20 protein-coding genes are annotated in these 21,278 nt (G+C 52.6%); 17 read left to right on the forward strand and 3 right to left on the reverse strand.

Annotation, left to right across the window (positions count from 1 at the left end; translation table 11 throughout):
• Positions 1-47: 47 nt before the first annotated feature.
• A complete protein-coding gene (locus TA_RS04105; RefSeq protein WP_010901209.1) occupies positions 48-908 on the forward strand; it encodes a mechanosensitive ion channel family protein in 861 nt (286 codons plus the stop codon).
• A gap of 2 nt (positions 909-910) precedes the next feature.
• Here the strand turns inward: TA_RS04105 and TA_RS04110 are convergent, their stop codons facing one another.
• Positions 911-1,315: an acyl-CoA thioesterase gene (locus tag TA_RS04110; protein WP_010901210.1), complete on the reverse strand. Its 405-nt coding sequence runs from the start codon at positions 1,313-1,315 to the stop codon at positions 911-913.
• Positions 1,316-1,345: 30 nt separating this feature from the next.
• Complete coding sequence (locus TA_RS04115; protein WP_010901211.1) at positions 1,346-1,639, reverse strand: hypothetical protein; 294 nt, start codon at positions 1,637-1,639, stop codon at positions 1,346-1,348.
• A gap of 171 nt (positions 1,640-1,810) precedes the next feature.
• Between TA_RS04115 and TA_RS04120 the strand changes: the two genes are divergently transcribed.
• The 11 genes from TA_RS04120 (at position 1,811) to TA_RS04170 (ending at position 11,911) form a co-directional block, all read left to right on the forward strand.
• A complete protein-coding gene (locus tag TA_RS04120) occupies positions 1,811-3,907 on the forward strand; it encodes a minichromosome maintenance protein MCM (RefSeq protein WP_010901212.1) in 2,097 nt (698 codons plus the stop codon).
• 5 nt (positions 3,908-3,912) lie between these two features.
• Positions 3,913-4,206, forward strand: coding sequence for a DUF424 domain-containing protein (locus TA_RS04125; protein ID WP_241761902.1), 294 nt, complete (start codon positions 3,913-3,915; stop codon positions 4,204-4,206).
• Positions 4,207-4,211: 5 nt separating this feature from the next.
• Entirely contained in the window at positions 4,212-4,895 is a 684-nt protein-coding gene (locus tag TA_RS04130) for a class I SAM-dependent methyltransferase (protein ID WP_162053253.1), read from the forward strand.
• A gap of 68 nt (positions 4,896-4,963) precedes the next feature.
• Positions 4,964-5,752 (forward strand): hypothetical protein, encoded by a 789-nt coding sequence (locus tag TA_RS04135; RefSeq protein WP_048161801.1) that lies wholly within the window; start codon positions 4,964-4,966, stop codon positions 5,750-5,752.
• Positions 5,749-6,459, forward strand: coding sequence for a tryptophan synthase subunit alpha (locus TA_RS04140; protein ID WP_010901215.1), 711 nt, complete (start codon positions 5,749-5,751; stop codon positions 6,457-6,459). The genes TA_RS04135 and TA_RS04140 overlap by 4 nt, the downstream gene beginning before the upstream one ends.
• A 4-nt stretch (positions 6,460-6,463) precedes the next feature.
• On the forward strand, positions 6,464-7,432 hold the full coding sequence (trpD, locus tag TA_RS04145; protein ID WP_010901216.1) for an anthranilate phosphoribosyltransferase: 969 nt from the start codon (positions 6,464-6,466) through the stop codon (positions 7,430-7,432).
• On the forward strand, positions 7,422-8,006 hold the full coding sequence (locus TA_RS04150; protein ID WP_010901217.1) for a phosphoribosylanthranilate isomerase: 585 nt from the start codon (positions 7,422-7,424) through the stop codon (positions 8,004-8,006). The genes trpD and TA_RS04150 overlap by 11 nt, the downstream gene beginning before the upstream one ends.
• Complete coding sequence (locus TA_RS04155) at positions 7,990-9,048, forward strand: anthranilate synthase component I (RefSeq protein ID WP_010901218.1); 1,059 nt, start codon at positions 7,990-7,992, stop codon at positions 9,046-9,048. Before TA_RS04150 ends, TA_RS04155 begins: the two co-directional genes overlap by 17 nt.
• Complete coding sequence (locus TA_RS04160) at positions 9,045-9,596, forward strand: anthranilate synthase component II (protein WP_010901219.1); 552 nt, start codon at positions 9,045-9,047, stop codon at positions 9,594-9,596. The genes TA_RS04155 and TA_RS04160 overlap by 4 nt, the downstream gene beginning before the upstream one ends.
• On the forward strand, positions 9,593-10,306 hold the full coding sequence (gene trpC, locus TA_RS04165) for an indole-3-glycerol phosphate synthase TrpC (protein ID WP_010901220.1): 714 nt from the start codon (positions 9,593-9,595) through the stop codon (positions 10,304-10,306). Before TA_RS04160 ends, trpC begins: the two co-directional genes overlap by 4 nt.
• Positions 10,307-10,429: 123 nt before the next feature.
• Positions 10,430-11,911, forward strand: coding sequence for a D-glyceraldehyde dehydrogenase (locus TA_RS04170; RefSeq protein ID WP_010901221.1), 1,482 nt, complete (start codon positions 10,430-10,432; stop codon positions 11,909-11,911).
• Between the two features lie 38 nt (positions 11,912-11,949).
• Here the strand turns inward: TA_RS04170 and TA_RS04175 are convergent, their stop codons facing one another.
• The gene (locus tag TA_RS04175; RefSeq protein WP_010901222.1) at positions 11,950-13,761 is read right to left on the reverse strand and encodes an aldehyde ferredoxin oxidoreductase family protein; all 1,812 of its coding nucleotides are present in this window, start codon (positions 13,759-13,761) and stop codon (positions 11,950-11,952) included.
• A 127-nt stretch (positions 13,762-13,888) separates the two neighbouring features.
• Here TA_RS04175 and TA_RS04180 point away from each other — a divergent pair, with 127 nt between their 5' ends.
• The 5 genes from TA_RS04180 (at position 13,889) to trf3 (ending at position 21,271) form a co-directional block, all read left to right on the forward strand.
• The gene (locus tag TA_RS04180; protein ID WP_010901223.1) at positions 13,889-15,052 is read left to right on the forward strand and encodes a beta-eliminating lyase-related protein; all 1,164 of its coding nucleotides are present in this window, start codon (positions 13,889-13,891) and stop codon (positions 15,050-15,052) included.
• On the forward strand, positions 15,042-16,130 hold the full coding sequence (locus tag TA_RS04185; protein WP_010901224.1) for a CBS domain-containing protein: 1,089 nt from the start codon (positions 15,042-15,044) through the stop codon (positions 16,128-16,130). The genes TA_RS04180 and TA_RS04185 overlap by 11 nt, the downstream gene beginning before the upstream one ends.
• Positions 16,131-16,204: 74 nt before the next feature.
• Complete coding sequence (locus TA_RS04190; RefSeq protein ID WP_048161808.1) at positions 16,205-17,584, forward strand: TldD/PmbA family protein; 1,380 nt, start codon at positions 16,205-16,207, stop codon at positions 17,582-17,584.
• A gap of 2 nt (positions 17,585-17,586) precedes the next feature.
• Positions 17,587-18,873: a TldD/PmbA family protein gene (locus tag TA_RS04195; protein ID WP_048161809.1), complete on the forward strand. Its 1,287-nt coding sequence runs from the start codon at positions 17,587-17,589 to the stop codon at positions 18,871-18,873.
• Positions 18,874-18,928: 55 nt separating this feature from the next.
• On the forward strand, positions 18,929-21,271 hold the full coding sequence (gene trf3, locus TA_RS04200; protein WP_010901227.1) for a tricorn protease-interacting factor Trf3: 2,343 nt from the start codon (positions 18,929-18,931) through the stop codon (positions 21,269-21,271).
• Positions 21,272-21,278 lie beyond the last annotated feature (7 nt).

The following is a 21,278-nucleotide window of genomic DNA, read 5'->3' on the forward strand; positions in this document are numbered from 1 at the left end:
GTTCGTGGATGATTAAGGTTATTAAGCAATGCTGAATTTTCATGCCGATGGATCGGAGAAACATTCGGGACGCCATTTTCATCATAACCATAATACTGGTCATTTCCATAGCGATCTTCGTAATAAGGCCGGCCGTGGACTACCTTGTGCGTACCTATATCGTGAGGCTTTCGCCATACATCGATTACGTGAACGGTGCCATAGCGGCAGTATTCGTGGGCGGTGGCGGCGTCCTCATCCTGCACATAATCAGGAGGGACATCAACAGGTATTTCTCAAAGAAGGTCAACAGATCCGCACAGAATCTCATCGATCTCCTCGTTTCATTCTTCATGTACGCCATCATACTGGCCATAATACTCTCATCACTGGGCATAAACCTGACGAGCGCGCTGGTAGGCGGATCCGTCGGTGCCCTGATAATAGGCATAGCGCTGCAGGGCATATTCTCAAGCATATTCTCGGGCTTCGCCGTCACATCCGGCGGTGCGCTGAAGCCGGGCGATGTGGTGAACATGCAGTCATGGCTCTTTTCCGCTCCGATAACAGGCGAGGTCATGAAGATATCGTACCTGTTCTCGGACATACGCACGCAGAACGGCAACATAATAAAGATACCCAATTCGGCTTTCTTTGGAAACACCATATTCGAGAACCTGGGAAAGTATGATGGATTCTCGTACAGGATACAGGTCACGCTTCCATCTGATGTGGCGGTGTCGAAGATCGAGAAGAACATTGGGGAGCTTCCGGACAGAACTACATGGTTTTTTTCCGCATCAAGCGGCAGTACGAATACTTTCACGGCCATCGTTCCCATGAACAGCATAACCGTACTTAACGAAGCTGCGGACAGGATAAACCGCGCGTTCAACGAGGCCTACTGGAAGGCAAAATCCAGTACGTAGTCCTACGTTTTCACATCGCTTATGACAAGATCCTTCACAAAATCCGGTACACTGACCGGCTTTCCGTCCTCCACGAATACGTTGACGGTTCTGCCCCTGCAGAATACCGTACCGCCGTCATCCTCTATTGTGTAGCTGAAATCGAAGCTCCTGTTGCCAACCCTAGAGATCCAGGTGCGCACGAATATATCGTCCTCGAACATCACGGATCTTTCGAAATCCAGCTCTGCCCTGGCTATGACCATGCTTATGTCCTTTGCGCTTCTTGTGTTGAAGAATCTCTTCATGTAGCTCAGGCGGCCTATTTCAAAATAGGCGAGGAATCTCGCGTTGTTCACATGGCCCAGGTAATCGATGTCGTCGTACCTTATCTGGATCCTCACACGATCCATTCTGTCCAGGTCCATGCAGAGCGATAACGTTGCGAGATAAAATGTTTATTTTGAAGCTTTTTCCTTCGCCTTTGCCGGCTTCTTTTCGGCCGCGGCTATCCTTTCAGACGTAGCGGACATGGATTCAAGAAGTGCCTTCAATTCCTCCTCCATCTTCTCAAGCTGGTTCGATACGGCCTGGACAACGTCATCTGGCATAGAACTCATCTTCTTCTCCATATCGGCATAGTACTCCTTCAGGAGCGGGGCGTCAGACATGGCATCCAGCTTCTTCTGCAGATCATCTATCTTACCGGATATCTCCGCAAGTTTATCCATAACGTCTTTCTTGAATGACACGCTATAAGAAACGGTATCTTTACTTAAACTTTCCCTTCACGCCTTTATGGTATGATATCGTATGACAGAATAAAAATATTATAATATTAGATTATGGAAATTATATGTCGGAACTGGTCGGACAGCGTTGGATCAAAATCAATAAGTATTCTCAACTCAATACGTATCTGAATGATATCATCTGAGGTTTCTGAAGACAGGATCAAGGATCTCTGGAGGGATTTCTTCAGGCTCTACGGGTACTCGGACGAGATAAACAGAATACACCAGGAGTATCCGGAGGTGAGGACCCTTTACGTATCATTCAGGGATCTCGAGGACTACAACTGGCAGTTCGCCGGTTCCATACTGGTCTCTCCGGAAATATACATAAGGGCCGGAGAGGAGGTGATACTTCAGGATTATCTCCTGGACAGGGTAACGCAGAGGTTCAACATATTCAATCTCAGGATAAAGGACCTTGAGGAGAAGAACGTAGCGTACAGGATACGCGATATAAGGAGCGCAAACATAGGCACACTCATCAGCGTATCTGGCATAGTCAGGAAGAACACCGAGGTGTTTCCCAAGCTGAAGAACGCTGCCTTCGAATGCAGCAGCTGCCACGGCCTCACGTACGTGGAACAGACGGAGAACAGGCTCAGCGAGCCGCAGGTCTGCGACCACTGCGGACTCTCCAGAGGCAAGGACAAGATATTCTTCAAACTCAGGCCCAACCTATCCGAATTCATAGACGTGCAGAAGGTGGAGATACAGGAGGACCCGGAAACGCTTGAAGGGGGATCGCAGCCTCAGCGCATAACCATCATAACCGAGGACGATCTTGCAGGCTTACTCTACCCGGGAAACAGGGTGATCGTGGACGGCATACTGAGGACGGAGCAGCGCAGGCAGGGAAACATACCGCTGACCGAGTTCTTCACCTACCTGTACGCAATAAACGTCAGGAAGGACGTCAAGGAGCTCGAGAGCGTGAAGATAACCGAAGAGGATAAGAAGAGGATCATCGAGATATCGAAGAAACCCGACATAATAGATGTCATATCCAGATCGATAGCGCCGACGATACACGGCCTGGATATGGTGAAGAAGGCGCTTGCGCTGCAGATGTTCGGCGGTGTACGGAAGGTGATGAAGGACGGCACGACCATGCGCGGCGATATACACATACTTATGGTCGGTGATCCCGGTACCGCCAAATCGCAGCTCCTGAAATACATGGCGGAGGTCTCGCCGAGGGGCATCTTCACCTTCGGCAGGGGGTCAAGCGCTGCCGGCCTCACGGCCGCCGCCGTACGGGATGAGTTCGGAGAGGGAAGATGGACGCTGGAAGCGGGCGCACTGGTCCTCGCGGACAACGGCTTCGTGGCCATCGACGAACTGGACAAGATGGACGAACACGATACCGCTGCGATGCACGAGGCCATGGAGCAGCAGACCGTAACCATATCCAAGGCGGGCATAATGGCAACGCTGAAGGCCCGCGCATCCGTGCTTGCAGCTGCCAACCCGAAGTTCGGCAGGTACGACCTGAACAGGAACCTCGCCGAGCAGATCAACTTTCCCCTTCCGCTGCTCTCAAGGTTCGATGTCATATTCAAGATGGTCGATCATCCGAACAAGGACAGCGACAGCAGGCTTGCAGAGCACGTGCTGAAGGCGCACAGGATCGGCGAGATCTACAGGAGCATAGAGCACAGCGATGCCGACATCGAAATTGACGAGCAGGGCTTCGAACCGGAGATCGACAAGGACACGCTCAGGAAGTACGTGGCATACGCAAGGAACAATGTCTTTCCAAGGCTCAGCGACGAGGCAATAGCCATACTCCAGGATCAGTACGTCAAGACCAGGAGCACGTCGCACGATGCAATACCCATAACCGTGAGGCAGCTTGAATCCACCATAAGGCTCGCTGAAGCCGCGGCCCGTGCCAGGCTGTCCACGATCGTAACGGTAGAGGACGCCCTGCTGGCGAAGAAGATCGTCGATTACTACCTGATGGATGTGTCCATGGACAATGGAAAGATGGATATCGACATCATATATACGGGAGCAAGTTCGAAGCAGAGGAATGATATGGAAACTGTCCTTGATATAATAAAGCAGCTGAAGTCGGAAAAGGGCATGGCCGAGGTCGCTGACGTCATAAACGTGGCCATGAGCAGGGGCATGACTCAGAAGAAGGCTGAGGAAGCTTTGCTTAAGCTGAAGAACGCGGGCCAGATATTCGAGAAATCCTACGGAAAGATCGACGTGATAAGTTGAAGATAGTGATGAAGATCAGCGAGGTGCGCGGTGAGATACTCCTCGCTGCAGCCGACGCCGACATTGTCGGCAAGAAGTTCCGTGAGAAGAACCTGCACATAGAGGTTTACCCGTCGTTCTACGGCGAGGTGAGGGTAACCGATGAGATGTTCATATCTTCGATGAACATCTGCACCATAGCGAACCTCGTCGGGGAATACACGATAGGCGTTGCCATTGATGCAGGTTTCATAGAGAAGGACAACATACTGTACATACAGAAGGTACCGTATGCGCAGTATGCAAAGATATTCCAGTGATGGCCATGATGGCGAAGCACCAGGCTGTGAAGAAGATATTCGATCAGATCGCTACAAAGTACGACCTCATCGACACAATAATAAGCCTCGGCCTTGACCAGCACTGGAGGCGCGTTCTGGTCAGCAGCCTTGGCCTCAGGGAGGGCATGCGCTGCCTTGACTGCGGGGCCGGCAGCGGCAAGGTTACGGAGCTCATATACTTCAGGTGCGGAGGCTGCGATGTCACCGCCCTGGACATAACGGACAGCATGTTCAATCCGGAGCTGAAGAAGTACGTCAAATTCGTGGTATCGCCCGCAGAATCGCTCCCCTTCCCGGACGCGTCCTTCGACCGGGTCTCATCGGCCTTCCTTACCAGGAACCTGGCGGACATCGACAGGTACTTTGCCGAGGTCTACAGGGTGCTCAGGCCGGGCGGCGTATTCGTCAACATGGACATATACAATCCGACAAGGCCAGTCATATCGGAATTCTTCTCCCTGTACTTCTACAGGTTCGTGCCCTTCTTCGGGAACAGGGCAACGGGATCGAAGAATTACACGTACCTGGCGAACACAGTAAAGTACTTCCACAGGCCATCCGTCATAAGCCAGAAGCTTGCGGACAGGGGGTTCAGCGTTGAGGCAACAGACCTGTTCTTCGGCGCGGTTTACCTGCACAGATCGGTCAAGCCGGAGGGGAGGGGCTGAAGAATTGAATATTTATGCATAAATTAAATGCATAAATGCTTATATATTATGCATATATCACATTATTGATGATTAGAAATATCAATCGCGATCCACCGCAGGTTATCTCCGCCCATTTCAACCCGGTGCACTATTCATCACCCGATGTGCCGATCGAAAGCATAAGGATGGCGTTCCCTGAGGAGGTGATCAGGCATGAGATGATATTCTCCGAATATGCGGATATGCATGATGATATCGATCGCATCATTTCTGATCTTCGCATATACTTCGCAGAGACGCCGAATGGGCTGCGGCTCCAGTCCAGCGTGCCGCTGCTGGCCATACCGGCAGTTTTTCAGATGGTGTACGCCGGTACGGATGTCATAACAAAAAACCACGGAAGGGCCTGGAACGAGGCGCTTGAGATCGCGTCGCGTTTGACAGACCGCAGGTTCGAGGTCATGGACGGAAACATCGATGGACCGGCACTGCTGAAGGCAGCGGTGGAATCCGGCCGGAAGATTGTGGATCCGGCTATCCCCAACGCCAATGCGATGTACTTCAGGGCGGTGAGGGACAGGATCGATTACCGCCGCGATGATTTCAGGTACATCGTTTTCAGCCCGGACGTTCCCGATTCCATCATACCTGTGGTCGAAATGGTCACTGGCATAGACAGGTACGTAATTTCCTCGCCCCATGAACCGAAGGAAGCCATGATACCCATCATGGCCGGAACGATGTACGTCAGCGGCTTTGCAATCGGCGATCGCGGCATAACGGATCCAGCCCTTGTCCGCCGCATAAGAGATGGCTCCGTGGAGATTGTGGACGCCGGTGTTTCCGGTATCGTGCTCATGCGTGATCACCCATGAAGCCGTTCGTCTACTTCACCCTGGGATACAGGTACGATGCCATTGCAGAGTTCATGAGAAACTCGGACGGCGTTTACGCCTTCGAGTTCGGCTTTCCAACTTCGAAGCCCGTTTACGACGGCATCAGGATCAGGAAAACGCATGATCCTGAATTGAACAGGTACAGCGAAGCCGAGAATTCCAGGATCTTCAAAATTGCGGACGATATCGGATCTAAGAAGTATGCGCTCATGTACTACGAGGTACTCTCAGCGAATCCGGGAATACTTGATTACCTTAACAGGAACGGCTTCGCCGGTGCAATACTGCCGGATCTGATGATCGACCACAGGGATGCCTTTTTTGATGCGGTAGAGAGGCTCAGACAATACTCGCTGGACTACGTTCCCTTCGTAACCCCAATAACGCCGGTAAAGGTCATGGAGGAACAGATAGCAGCCGGCGGCGACTGGATATACCAGGGCATGATGCCCGCCACCGGAGTGCAGCTTCCGTACAGCATAGATGCCATATACAACCATATAAGGCCCTACGCCGGCGGAAAGCGCATAGTCTACGGGTTCGGAATACGCGATGCCGGCACGATGAAGATGCTCGCATCCTACGAGGCATTCGGGATAGCGGTCGGAACGGCTGTCGTTGAGATGATGGAGAATCTCGATACAGCTTCCTACCGGAGGCTCATCGAAACCATAATGGAGGCCTGATCGCATGTATGAAAGTTTTCTCACCGGCAAACCCATGGACAGGGCCACGGCCATGGACCTCATGCAGTACATGGCGTCCCCGGAGTGCAGCGACGCATTCCGTGCCGCAGTCCTGTCCGTCCTGAGGGTCCGTGGCGTGACCGAGGACGAGATGATGGGATTCTACGAAGCCATGCATGCTCCGAACGATGTGACTGACGCCACCGACATCGTCGGCACCGGCGGAGACATGGCCCATACCATAAACGTGAGCACGGCATCGGCCATAGTCGCGGCATCCATGGGCCTGAAGATCGCAAAGTTCGGAAACAGATCCGCATCGGGCAATCATGGCGCTGCGGACTTCATGTCCGAAACTGGTTATGCGTTTCCTAAGAGCACAGGAGAGGCATTACGCAGGCTATCCAGAACGAATTTCGTCTTCTTATACGCGCCGGACTTTCTGAAGGAGTTTGCGCTGTTCGCAGGCGTAAGGAAGATGCTCGGCTTTCCCACCGTGCTGAATTTTCTCGGACCGATACTGAACCCCCTCTCGCCGATCCGCAGGGTCATAGGCACATCGGACCCCTCGTTCATGGAGCTATACGCAGGCATTGCCAGGCGTTCCGGTATGCGAGCGATTATTCTGCACTCTGCGGACGGCATGGACGAGATCAGCCCCTTCGCGAAGGCCCGCATAATGCATGTCTCCGATTTGGTCTCGGAATCGTACGTGGATGCCTCATCGCTGACAGGGCCTCTGGAGAGGCGGAACATAGCATCCGCGGATCCGGGTGCAATATCCGGCCTCACATTATCTGCCATACGCGGGGAGAACGAAGACGGCGCCAGATTCGTTGCCCTTAATACGGCACCGGTGCTGATCATCAACGGCCTCGCTTCGGATTTCCAGGAAGGATATGAGGCTGCATTGGAACATATAATGAGCGGGGGGCCTGCAGAATTTCTGAAGGTGATCGCAGGTGATCGTTAAGGTGTGCGGCGTTACGGACTTAAAGGACGCGCTGATGTTATCGGATGCCGGATCGGACATCATTGGCTTTGTCTTCGATGCTCGCAGCCCGCGCCGGTCGAGCTACAGCACACTGAAGGATGCTGTGGCATCTGGAATAAAGACCGCTGCCGTTTACACCGACCCGGCGTCCATCATGGCATCGGAGATGGTGGAGGATTTCGTCCAGATCCACTTCCCCCACGACCGGGAACTGATAGACTACGTTCACGGCCAGGGCAGGAAGGTCATATCCGTCATCAAATACGGCATAGACGATTTCATGGCAAAGTACAGGGAGTACGGACCGGCAGACATAATACTTGTGGAGCGGAAGCCGAAGATCTCTGAGATCATGGGCGCTGAGGAATTCAGAGGAAAGAGGATCGGCTTTGCGGGAGGCATAGGCACGGATGACGTTGAAAGGGTCATCGCGGAAAAACCCGTAATGATAGACGTCAGCAGTTCCCTGGAATCGTCACCGGGGCACAAGGATCCCGAGAAGGTACGCGAATTCTTCTCTCTGGTTGGTGGTGTGCATGAACCTGATCGATGAGCTCTCAGAGTACAGAGACCGCGGGTCATTGGCTTACTTTGCGTCATTTCCTGATCGCATTTCAGGCTACGAGTACGCCTTTCTCGGAGACGGCATGATCACGGATCCGGAGAGGATATTCGACGGGAAGCTCAGGCCCTTGATCGTCACATACGATTTCGTGAACAGCGTATTCGGACAAAAAGTCCGCAGATCGGGGTGGCCGGAGATGGTCTCGTTCGATCCTGATACGGTTATGAAGAGGAGGATCGTGAGAAGCGGCTATCTCACCAGAAAGGAGGTCGGCGATTTCTCGGACCCGGATCTTTCCAGGAAAATAGCTGAGGTCAGGGATCTCATAAGATCCGGCGAGGTACTGCAGGCCGTCATATCGCGCGACTTCGAAGCATGCATAGATCCCTGGGAAAAGCTGCGGGAATTCATAGATCACGATCGGTCACGTTACGTTTTCTACTACAGGATCGGAAAATACCAGGTCGTCGGGAGCTCCCCCGAGAACCTGGTCACCGTCAGCGGAAACGAGGTGTTCACCGATCCCATAGCGGGTACCGTGCCTTCCACGGTCAGATCTTCCGTGCTTCTTGAAAGCATGAAGGACGCAAACGAGCACCGCATGCTTCTGGATCTTGCCAGGAACGATCTCAGCAAGTTCGCGGATATCGGTACGCTCGGCGTTTCCAAGGTCATGCAGATAGAGGAGTTCTCCTCAGTGAAGCATCTGGTGAGCCAGGTGCGGGCATCATTTTCAAACACTCCGTACCTAGACATACTGAAGTCGATGTTCCCCGCCGGCACGGTGTCCGGATCACCCAAGGAACGTGCAATAGAGATCATAGAGAAGTACGAAGAAACGCCGCGGGGCCCCTACGGCGGATCCATAGGCATAACCATGGACGGCATGATGGATCTTGCGCTGACAATAAGAAGCGCGTATTCCGATGGCAGCGGATTCCGGGTCAGGGCCGGTGCAGGCATAGTTAAGGATTCCGATCCTGATGCCGAGGTTCGCGAGATATATTCCAAGGCGAGGTCGGTCATTTGAGCATACTGATAATAAACAACCATGATTCGTTTGTCTACAACCTCTTCTACTACGTCCGTTCCGTGGGCGAACGTGTGGACGTTGTGGACAACGACGGATGGGCGGATGCATCGAAGTACGATAAGGTCATAGTGTCTCCCGGGCCAGGCACACCCCTATCGGCAAGGGACGCTGGAAACATTGCGAAGATGCTGGATGGCTACGGCGGATACGTTCTGGGCGTCTGCTTCGGGCACCAGATCCTCGCGCACATGCTGGGATCCGAGATCATAACACTGAAAAGGCCATACCACGGCGAGGTTGACGAGGTGAAACACAACGGGAGCCCCATATATGACGGCGTACCGGAGAAATTCAGGGCGATTCGCTATCATTCCCTCGCGGTGATTCCGTCCCGCGGGATAATCGTTGATGCGGTATCCGTAAGCGACGGCACGGTAATGGGGTTTCACACGCCGGATATGCGCATATTCGGGGTGCAGTTTCATCCAGAGAGTTACTTCACGGAATATGGATTCCGCATAGTCCAGAACTTCGTGAGATTATGAACATCGAAGACATATTCGCCAACAACAGAACGAGGAGTTGCGAGTACAGGCGCGAACGCAGGACCGTGAGCCTCAGGAGGGCCATAGAACTGTGCAACGGTGAGGGAAGAAGGGGCCTCATAGCGGAGTACAAGCGCAGGTCGCCGTCCGGCTTCAGTACCGATGAGGATATCTCATCGTACCTGTCCTACGTGAAGATGCACCGCATAGCCGGGCTGAGCATACTCAGCGAACCCACTCACTTCTCCGGATCATTCGATGACGTGACCCTGGCGCACAGGATCGGCGTGCCAGTCCTGGTAAAGGACTTCGCTCCTGATGATCACTTCGTTGAATCTGCCTACAATGCCGGAGGAGATGCCGTGCTGGCCATACTGGACTTCCTGCCGTCGGAGGATGTTGAGAGAATAGTGCGCAGATCCGCAGATCTAGGCATGGACGTGATCGAGGAGTACCATGACAGAAAGGCCCTGAAAAAATTCGTGGATGGAGACAACGTCATCCTGGGGTACAACAGGCGCGATCTCGTTAGCCTTAAGACCGGCGAGGATCAGGATATGCCGCAATACGACATCACAATACTGGAAAGTGGGATAAACATAGATAATGTCGTTCATGTGGATATGCGATACAGCGGGTTCCTCATAGGAACGTCCATATTGAAAAGAGACGGCACGCTTGAGTACCTCGAGAAAAACCGCATAATATGATCTTTGTCGGTGAGGCCTGAATTTCTGCAGATATTGAGATCTTCATGACGGTATATTTGCCTCATTATAAATATATATTATATGATAAAAAGGTTAAATTAAGATGAAGGGCTAACGTTAATTATGGATACGAAGTTATACATAGATGGACAGTGGGTTAATTCTTCTTCCGGAAAGACTGTCGACAAGTACAGCCCGGTGACTGGACAGGTCATCGGAAGGTTTGAGGCGGCGACCAGAGATGATGTTGACAGGGCCATAGATGCTGCGGAGGATGCATTCTGGGCCTGGAACGATCTTGGTTCGGTGGAGAGATCGAAGATAATTTACAGGGCAAAGGAACTGATAGAGAAGAACAGGGCGGAACTTGAGAACATAATAATGGAGGAGAACGGAAAGCCGGTAAAGGAGGCCAAGGAGGAGGTCGACGGCGTCATAGACCAGATACAGTACTACGCGGAATGGGCGAGGAAGCTCAACGGCGAGGTCGTCGAAGGAACGTCGTCCCACAGGAAAATATTCCAGTACAAGGTTCCTTACGGCATAGTCGTTGCGCTGACGCCCTGGAATTTCCCGGCCGGTATGGTTGCGAGGAAGCTGGCTCCTGCGCTGTTGACAGGAAACACCGTTGTTCTGAAGCCGAGCAGCGATACGCCCGGAAGCGCAGAGTGGATCGTGCGCAAGTTCGTCGAAGCCGGCGTACCGAAGGGCGTTTTGAACTTCATCACCGGAAGGGGATCAGAGATTGGCGATTACATAGTCGAACACAAAAAGGTAAACCTAATAACGATGACCGGTTCAACCGCAACCGGCCAGAGGATAATGCAGAAAGCATCAGCCAACATGGCAAAGCTCATACTCGAGCTGGGCGGAAAGGCGCCGTTTATGGTGTGGAAGGACGCAGACATGGACAATGCACTGAAGACCCTGCTGTGGGCGAAGTACTGGAACGCGGGCCAGTCTTGCATAGCGGCTGAGCGCCTCTACGTGCACGAAGACATCTACGACACATTCATGAGCAGGTTCGTGGAACTGAGCAGGAAGCTCGCACTGGGCGATCCGAAGAACGCTGACATGGGCCCGCTTATAAACAAAGGCGCGCTCCAGGCCACATCCGAGATCGTTGAAGAGGCAAAGGAGAGCGGTGCAAAGATACTGTTCGGCGGAAGCCAGCCAAGCCTCAGCGGACCGTACAGGAACGGCTACTTCTTCCTGCCGACCATAATAGGCAACGCAGACCAGAAATCGAAGATATTCCAGGAGGAAATATTCGCACCAGTCATAGGCGCCAGGAAGATATCCAGCGTTGAGGAAATGTACGATCTGGCCAACGATTCAAAGTACGGCCTGGCATCGTACCTGTTCACGAAGGACCCGAACATAATATTCGAGGCTTCAGAGAGGATAAGGTTCGGCGAACTTTACGTTAACATGCCTGGTCCGGAGGCCTCGCAGGGATACCACACAGGCTTCCGCATGACCGGACAGGCAGGAGAGGGGAGCAAGTACGGAATATCCGAATACCTGAAGCTGAAGAACATCTACGTTGATTACTCCGGAAAGCCCCTGCACATAAACACCGTGAGGGACGATCTGTTTCAGTGATCTTAAAAATTGATTTTTTTTAAAAATATTATTTTTGATCACAGTTTGTAGAATTCCAGTCCCAGTTCCTTTATCTTTTCTTCGGTCGGATAGCCCCTGCTGTCCCATCCGCGTGCCCCGTAGTAATCCTGCAGCAGCTTCTGCATCGGAACGACGTTCCCCTTCTTTGGGCCCTTCGGCAGCGGTACCTTGAGGAACCTCTCCGGCAGCTTATCGTCCTCAGGCTTTATTCCAGCTTTCAGGTTGAAAAGCCTCTCAAGGTTCCAGACGCGTTCAGCTGCCTTCATTATCTCCTCCTTCGTGTATTTGAAGCCTGTTACGGCATTTACCAGTTCGATGTAATCATCCAGGTTCAGGGCAAATGAAGGGAACTGGCACAGGCCGGAGCAGTCCATGACCTCGGTGAAGTCCTGCACATATTTCACGAGATCCGCCTTTCCCTCAAGCTGCAGCGGATCCTGAGTCGGCTCTACGCCCAGTATCTCGTTCGATATGGTGTAGGCTCTCATGTGCGATCCGCCTATGTTGCTTGTGGCATACTCCAGAGCCAGGCCCCAGACACCCCTAGGATCGTATGCCGCTATCTCCTGCCCCTTCACGCTCATGGATACGCTCTCGTCCCCATACATCTTCGCGAGGCGGTATGAACCCTCCGCAAGCTTGTCGCCGAAGTCCTTCCTGTAGCCGATCTTTGCCGTCATCTCGAGCAGCGCCGATGTGTTTCCGAATTTGGGCTTTGTTGGGCCGACGTCCTTGTCCGGTATCTTTCCCTTCTCGTAGAGCTCCATCGCAGCCGATATCGTCAGGCCGGCCGATATGGTGTCGTAGCCCAGGCGGTCTGCGTTGTCGTTCGCAGCTATGATGGTGTAGAGGTCGTGAACGCCGGTGTTCGGCCCGAGGGCCCATGTGCTCTCGTACTCGGGCCCCTCGCTCTCGCGTTCGTTGTACCTTACTACACGGCCGCAGCCGATTGGGCAAGCAAAGCATGGCTGGTTGTGGATCAGGTACGTTTCTGCCAGCGTCTCGCCGCTGACATCATCAGCAAGCGGGTCATCGCCGGAATCCGTCAGGTTCCTGTTCGAATATATGCCGCTTCTGTTTATTATGTTCACCAGAACCTCAGTGCCGAACTGCGTGAGCCCCTGCGATGTCACGGGGTTCTCCTTTATCTTCTTCAACATTTTTGGAAGCACGGCCTTGTACATCTCCGGGTCTCCGATGGCTGGCATCCTGCCCCCGCCCGCCACTATAGCCTTGAGCTTCTTGGACCCCATTACCGCTCCGACGCCGTTCCTACCAGCTGCCCTGTGCTTGTCGTTCATTATGGATGCAAACTTGACCAGGTTCTCGCCGGCAGGGCCTATGCAGGCAACGCTGACGTTTCCGCCTATCCTTTTCGTGAGAGTGTCCGTGGTCTCGAAGACGTCTTTGCCCCAGAGATCGGATGCATCGCGGATCTCGGCCTTTCCCTTGTCCACATATAGATATACCGGCTTCTCTGATCTCCCTTTGAATATTATCATATCAAAACCGGTGTGCTTCAGCTTTGCACCGAAATAACCGCCGGAGTTGCTCCTTGTGATCGTGCCCGTGAGCGGGCTCTTCGTCACAGCCATGTACCTTGCAGCTGTCGGTGCACTCGTTCCGGTGAGCGGGCCCGGAGCTATTATGAGTTCGTTGTCTGGATCGTACGGATCGATCTTCGGATCCACCTCTTCAACGTAATACCTCGTTGCCAGTCCCTGGCCGCCGATATAATCGCGCGCCCACTGCATGTTCGTATCCTCAACCTTTATCTCGCCCTTCCCCAGGTCAACCCTGAGGATCTTGCCCGTGAAGCCACCCACCATATTTATCGTAATAATAGTTGTTGTAAATATATAAATATTTTTAAATACTTTTAAATCGTTTTTAATTGATACCGCATCTAAATTGCCGATCGATAATTATTTATTGCGACATTCGTAATCTCCCTCTATGAGGAATGTTTTGGATATTGTTCAGGATGCTGATGTATACCGATCGAATGTTCTCAATCTGCAGGCTTCGGAGAACGTAATTAGCCCCAACGTCAGGAAAGCCCTGGGATCTGATTTTGCATCCCGGTACTCGCACATGGAGAACGGCGTCAACGACTATGGTGGAACAAGATATGCCGAAGAGCTTGAAAACACGGTATCCGAGAATGCGAAGAAGCTCTTCGGATTCGCGTACGCTGAAACGCGCATGCTGAGCGGCCATATAGCGGCCATGACTGTCCTCGCAGCACTGGTGAAGAGGGGCGAGAGCATAATCAAGGTGCCGGAATCGGTTGGCGGATACACGGGCTACTCCGGTGCGTATCTGCCCAGGATGATGGGCTTCAGGTCCTATGACATGCCCGTAGGCGCCGATGGCTTCATCGATTACGACGCCCTTGAGAAGCACGTTGAGTATGTGAAGCCAAAGATGATCGTCCTGGGGCAGTCAATATTTGTGAAATCGTACGATATGAAGAGGATCAGGGAGATCTGCGACAGGCACTCCTGCCTTCTCGGATATGATGCATCGCATGTCATGGGCCTCATAGCCGGGAAGCAGTTCCAGAAGGACATAAAGGAGGCAGACGTTGTATTCGGATCGACGCACAAGACTTTCTTCGGGCCTCAGGGCGGCATAATACTGACGGACAGCGAGAAGATATTCGCGCGCATCGAAGACAGCATAACATGGAGGACCATGGACAATTACAACATAGCGAGGATGGCGGGTGTGGGCGTTGCCATCGAGGAGATGATCAGGTACGGGGAAGAATACGCGAAAAACGTGATAAGAAATGCAAAGGCACTAGCAGAAGCCATGGATGGCAGGATAAAGATCAGGTATGCGCCCTGGTACACGGAGTCGCATCAGATACTGGTTGACGGGGACTGGATCAGATCGAAGGGCTATGATTACGTGAGGTTCAGCAGGGTGATGGAGGAGAACGGAATAATCGTTGACAGGATAGGCCGAATCGGAACGGCGGAGATAACAAGGATGGGCATCGACAACGTCGAGGAGATAGCGTCGATGATGGTGGATGCCTTCAACGGCATTGACGTCAAGGATAGGGTTAATAAATTCGTACGCAATATGAAAATGAGGTACTATGAAAGTTAGCGAACTGATGACCACAGACCCGATAACTGTGAGCATTGACGACACGTTTTCCAAGGTGATGTCAAAGATGAACGAGACCGGCATACACCAGCTCCCGGTCATGGACGGAGACCGCTATGCCGGTATGATCACATACTCGGATCTGCTGAAGAAGAGAAGCATACAGGTCAAGTCGAAGATATCCAACTACACGATAAGCACGCCCACGCTCAACGCGGACGATGACGTGCTGGAGGCTGTGCGCCTGATAAAGGATACCGGCCTGTCTGCCCTTCCAGTGTTCCAGAAGGGCAAGCTGGTGGGCATCATATCCAGGACGGACATAATAAAGAACCTGCCTCAGATCGTCGATGTAAGGGACGTGCGCATATTCCAGATAATGAGCTCTGATCCCATATACGTGTACGAGGACGACGACATAGAGGAGGCGTTTGACAGCATGAGGATGCTGAACGAGGTCGAGATACCTGTCGCAAGCCGCGATGAAAAGCTTTCCGGCATAATAAGGCTGAACAGCATCCTGAACATACTCTACAGGCAGAAGGAGAAGATCAAGTACGGCGGATACGGTGAAAAGGAGCCTGTGGAGATAAAGTGCAAGTCCCTGATGGACCCTCCGGTGAGCGTGGACAGGTACGCCGGTATCGATGAGGCCGTCAAGCTGATGATGCAGTACAGCCTCCACATAATGCCTGTAACGGACTCAGGAAAGATCGTGGGTATCGTAGACTTCAGCGACCTAATAAACATGATCAAGACGGAGAGCAAGGAGGGCATACTCATAGAGATCAGTGGCCTTGACGTATACGATGAGGACCTGTACGACATTGCCTTTGAGCTCTCCGAACGTTTCCTGGACAAGTTCTCCAAGATGACGGACGTTTCGCAGGGAAAGCTCCTCATACATGTTATGAAGTACAAGACACAGGGATCGACAAAGTACAGCATAAGGACAAGGATATCCGCACCTCCGCTCTTTCTTGTGCAGAACGGATCTGGATGGAACTTTGCAGAGGTGCTTGGCGAAATATTCGACAGGTATGAGGAGAGGATAAAGAAGATGAAGGAGAAGCAGTGAATATGCTGCATTCTCCCCCATCATTTATTTTTTCGGAATCCGTATCTGTTTTCTGCTACAAGGGATGATGTTTTATGAGTGGAGAATTGCTTGACAGGATACTGGATTATGCTGGCTCGAAATCCGCCTTTGCGGACGCAAGATTCATGGAGATAGAGGGCAGGGGCGCCGTCATAAGGAACGGGGAATTCGACGAATCGCTGTATTCCAATGACAGTGGATACGCGATCAGGGTTGTGAACGATTCCATAGCCATGGCGTACGTGGATTCGGAGGACTGGGATAAGGTCAGGGCTGTTGTCGATGACGCTGTTCTCAGATCCAGGAGGCCGGGAAAGAACAGGATATACCGCGGGAGATCGGAGAAGGCATCATGGTCCGAGATCGGCAGCGATCATGTGAGGGATCACAGCCTTGGGGATATGATCGCTATACTGAAGGAAGCCGATTCCGTAGCTGAGGAAGCGAATGTCAGGATAAGCGCACTGTCCGACAGGTTCGTGCACCAGGTGTATGAGAACACAGATGGATCGCATGTTGAGGGGACTTACTCAAGGATATTCTTCAACTATCTTGTGGGCGTATCCGAGAACGACAGGTATGAGCAGTCCTCTGAAGAGTTCGGATGGACCGGTGGATACGATGCGTTCGATTTCAAAACGATATCGGAAACAATGAAGAACGACGTTTCAAACCTTCGCGAGATTATACTTGCGCCATCCGTGGAACCCGGAAACTTCGATGTCATAGTTGGCCCGGAAATATCCGGTATAGTCGCGCATGAGAGTGCCGGGCATCCCACGGAGTACGACAGGATAGCCGGCAGAGAGGCAGCGCTGGCCGGGGAATCGTTCCTCACCGGCAAGACCTTCCCATACAGGATCGGATCAGAGAAGGTCAGCGTCATAGACGATCCAACGCTGAAGGGGTCCTACGGGTACTACCTCTACGACGATGAGGGTGTGCGCGCCAGGAAGCGCTACCTGTACAGGAACGGGTACACGTCTGAATTCCTCATCAACAGAGAGAGCGCGGCGTGGATCGGGCAGGAGAGCAACGGGTCCGGCCGGTCATCATCATGGGACATGGAACCGCTGGCCAGGATGAGCACGACATACATAGAACCGGGCGATTATTCCTTCGAGGAGCTCTTCGAAGGTGTGCACAGGGGCATATACATAAAGTCGTTTACCGAATGGAACATAGACGACATAAGGTTCAACGAGCGATACGTTGGGAAGGAAGCATATTACATCGAGAATGGTGACATAAAGGGCAGGGTCAGGAGGCCAATACTGGAAACCAACACCATAAAGTTCTACTCCGCTGTCGACGCAGTTGGCAAGGACCTGCACTTCAGCGCAGGCATATGCGGGAAGGGCGATCCTGAACAGGGCGTAGAGGTCTGGATGGGCGGCCCGCACATGAGGCTGAGGAATATGAGGGTGAAGTGAACATGTTCGATATGGACAGGATATCAGAATCCTTCGAGAAGAGATTCGACGAGTACGCCATAGAGATGCACGTGAACAGGGACGATCAGGTCAGGTTCTCCAACGGCAGCAGGGATCTGCACAACATATGGGAGGAATCCGTTCTTCTGGTCTTCGTCGCCAGGGGAAAGCGTACGCTGATGACCACCATCAAGGAAGGCGCCGATCTGGAGAGGTCCATAGAGGATCTGTCCAGGAGAATAGATCAGACACCGGAAAATCCGCTGTTCTCTGGCATAAACGACAGAAAGCAGGTCTACAGGAAACTGGATCTGCCGCCAAGGGAATTCGATGCTGATGAACTCGCGGACATGGCGATGGCCGGATCCAGGGATGCCGGATCGGAGAGGATGGCCGGCCTCGTGTACTCGATGAGATCGAGGGTGGAGATAGCCACCAGGTACAACAGGGGTTCTTACGATTCCATCGGCGCCGAGGTCGTGGTTCGATCGTTCAGGGGAGACCGATCGGGCCAGGAATGCGGGCATACGGGCATAAACGGATATCTGGATGCGTACGCCATAGGCAAAAGATCGGCCGAGAGCATCGTCAACGCAGAGAGGCATGAGGGCAGGGAGGGACACTACGACGTCATACTTGCACCCATGGCTGCCGGGAACATAATAACGTCCGGAAGCTATGCGTTCTCTGCACACACGGTCATATCAGGGCTAAGCTTCCTTCAGGACTCCATGGGCAGGCAGATCGCAGCACCCATGGTCAATCTGTACGATGACCCCACGGATACGGCTGGCATGGCCTACCGCGTCTTCGACGAGGAGGGTACGGCCACTTCAAGGGTGCCCATAATAGAACACGGTGTGCTGAACACATACCTGCACTCCACATCAACAGCAAGGTACATGAATACCGAAACGACCGGAAACGCCGGCATAATATCGCCGGAGGCCTGGCAGCTAGAGATGGACGGTGGTGATGCCTCCGCCGAGGAACTCATATCAGACACACGTGAAGGCGTCTTCATAAGGAACAGCTGGTACCTCCGCTTCCAGGACTACAGGAACGGCGTCTTCTCCACAGTCCCGAGGGACGGGGTATACTACATCAGAAACGGCGAGATCGCCGAGGCATGGGACGGCATAAGGATAAGCGATTCAATACCGGAGATACTGAAGAAGATATCGGCCCTGTCGAAAGAGACACAGTACGTCAAATGGTGGAACGAGGTCATGCCGTCAAGGTTGCCGTACATCAAGGTCAGCGGGCTCGGATTGACCAAGTCCCACTGACCCATTTTTGCAGCTGGGGAGAATAAGTTTTAAGCATAGTCAGCGATACTTTTTCATGGAAGTCGAGAAGTACGATCTCACGCTGGATTTTGATATTCAGAAGAGGACATTCAATGGGACGGAAACCATAACGGCTGACGCTGGAGACATAGTCCTCGATGCCGTAGGATTGCAGATAAACTGGATGAAGGTCAACGGCAGGGACACGGCGTTCACCTACGATGGCCAGACGGTAAGGGCCCCCGGTGATTCACAGCCACAGAAGATCGAGATATCCTTTGCCGGAAAGGTTTCAGATTCACTGTCAGGAATATACTATGCCGGCCGTGAAAACGGCATGATAACCACCCACTTCGAGGCCACGGATGCCAGGCGCATGTTTCCCTGCGTCGATCACCCGGCCTACAAGGCGGTGTTTGCCATAACCGTCGTGATCGACAAGGACTACGATGCAATATCGAACATGCCTCCAAAGCGCATCGAGGTCTCGGAGAGGAAGGTCGTTGAGTTCCAGGATACGCCGAGGATGTCAACGTACCTTCTCTACGTTGGAATCGGAAAGTTCAGGTACGAGTACGAAAAATACCGCGATATCGATCTCATACTCGCATCGCTGAAGGACATAAGATCGAAGTATCCGCTGGACATGGCGAGGAAGTCCGTCGAATTCTATGAGAACTACTTCGGAATTCCATACGCTCTCCCGAAGATGCACCTGATCTCCGTTCCTGAGTTCGGAGCAGGGGCGATGGAGAACTGGGGCGCGATAACGTTCAGGGAGATATACATGGACATCGCTGAGAATTCGGCAGTCACGGTGAAGAGGAACTCAGCGAACGTCATCGCGCATGAGATAGCTCACCAGTGGTTCGGCGATCTCGTGACGATGAAGTGGTGGAACGACCTCTGGCTGAACGAGAGCTTCGCAACATTCATGTCGTACAAGACGATGGACACCCTATTTCCCGAATGGTCTTTCTGGGGAGACTTCTTTGTCAGCAGGACGTCTGGCGCACTCAGATCCGATTCTCTGAAGAATACGCACCCGATAGAGGTGGATGTCAGGGATCCGGATGAGATATCGCAGATATTCGATGAGATCAGCTACGGAAAGGGTGCATCCATACTGCGCATGATAGAGGATTACGCAGGTTACGAGGAGTTCAGGAAGGGCATATCGAAGTACCTCAACGATCACAAATTCGGAAACGCAGAGGGATCGGATCTCTGGACTGCAATAGAGGATGTTTCCGGAAAGCCTGTGAAACGTGTCATGGAGTACTGGATTAAGAACCCGGGGTATCCTGTCATAAAGCTGAAGAGAAACGGCAGGAAGATCACGATGTATCAGACGCGCTTCCTGCTGAACGGTGAAGAAGAGGGCAGATGGCCAGTGCCCGTAAACATAAAGAAGAAGGACGGCGTGGAGAGGATCCTGCTGGAGGATGAAGCATCGATCGAAGCGGACGGCCTCATAAAGATAAATGCGGACAGCGCTGGCTTCTACCGGGTGCTTTACGATGATGCGACGTTCTCCGACGTTATGGGCCATTACAGGGATCTTTCCCCGCTGGACAGGATCGGACTCGTGGACGACCTCTTTGCATTCCTGCTCTCCGGGCATATTGACCCCGAAACGTACAGGCAGCGGATCAGGAACTTCTTCGATGACGAAGACCACAATGTCATAACGGCCATAGTTGGACAGATGGAGTACCTGCGCATGCTTACGCACGCGTTCGACGACGATGCAAGGGCATTCTGCAGGTCAAGGATGCAGTTTCTTACCGGAAAGCAGGATGAGAATCTGAAAATAGCCCTTGGCCGCGTATCGCGCCTCTACGTGATGGTCGATGAATCCTACGCCGAGGAGATGTCAAAGCTGTTCAAGGACTTTGACAGCGCGGAACCTGAGATGAGGAGCTCGATAGCGACAGCCTACGCACTGGTCACCGGTGATCTCAAGGGCCTGCTTGAAAAGTTCAGATCTGTTGACAGGGACGAGGACAGGGTCCGCATCATATCTGCCTTCGGCAAGCTCAAGTCAAACACCGATCTATCCACCGTTTACGGAATGGTGGAGAAGACCGAGATAAAGAAACAGGACATGATATCGTTCTTCAGCTCTGCGCTGGAGACGCTTCCCGGCCGCGAATTCATCTTTGCAAACCTTGACAGGATCATCAGGCTAGTGATCAGGTACTTCACAGGAAACAGGACGGCGTCAAGGACCGTTGAGATGATGATCCCCGTCATCGGATTGGATCATCCGGACGCCGAGGACATCGTCCGGAACATCGGATCGAAGAACATAAGCATGGGCCTCGCAAAGGGCATCGAGATGCTCGCCGTGAACAGAAAGCTTGTGGAAAGGATCAGGCAGACAGCAGTGAAATGAAATTTTT

The organism is Thermoplasma acidophilum DSM 1728 (genome assembly GCF_000195915.1).
GTDB classification, from domain to species: Archaea; Thermoplasmatota; Thermoplasmata; order Thermoplasmatales; family Thermoplasmataceae; genus Thermoplasma; species Thermoplasma acidophilum.